General features: G+C 70.4%; 1 protein-coding gene. It reads left to right on the plus strand.

Annotated features, from left to right (window positions below; all coding sequences use genetic code 11):
- Window positions 1-334: 334 nt before the first annotated feature.
- Window positions 335-665: redoxin family protein (locus K206_RS0122915; RefSeq protein ID WP_029043964.1), on the plus strand; the 331-nt coding region annotated here is incomplete at its 3' end.

Here is a 665-nt window from a genome sequence, read left to right on the forward strand (position 1 = left end):
GACGCCCTCAGCTCGCATCCCGTCGCCGGGACAGGCGTGCCACCGGCCGCCTCCCCGGACTGGTCTCCCGCCCTCCCGGCCGGGATGTGCCGTCGTCCGCGCGGCGATCGCAAGATCGCCGCGCGCGTTGCATTTTTCAGCCCCGCTGCGGCACCGCGCCCGCGGCGCCGTTTCAAGCACGCGCCGGGGTTAAGGTTTAGAGTCGCACTGGAATCGCATCGGGCCCCCGCCCAAGCGCGCCGGCACCGCGGCGGACAGGCTTCGCCTTGGGCGCGGCAGGTGCGCGCACTATGATGCTAGACAGGGTTTTTACCGAGACAGGAAGAGAGACAGCATGATCGAAACAGGAGCGCGTGTGCCCGACGCCACGCTGAACGAATTCTTCGACACCGAAACCGGCGGCTGCAGCCTCGGGCCCAACGCCTTTTCGGTGGCGGAACTGGCGCGCGGCCGCAAGATCGTGGTGTTCGGGCTGCCCGGCGCCTTCACGCCGACCTGCTCGGCCAAGCACGTGCCGGGCTACGTCGCCCAGGCCGAGGCGCTGCGCGCCGCCGGCGTGGACGAAGTGTGGTGCGTCTCGGTCAACGACGCCTTCGTGATGGGCGCCTGGGGCCGCGAGCAGAACACTGCCGGCAAGGTGCGCATGATGGGCGACGGCAGCGCCG

The organism is Cupriavidus sp. WS, from assembly GCF_000395345.1.
GTDB lineage: Bacteria > Pseudomonadota > Gammaproteobacteria > Burkholderiales > Burkholderiaceae > Cupriavidus > Cupriavidus basilensis_B.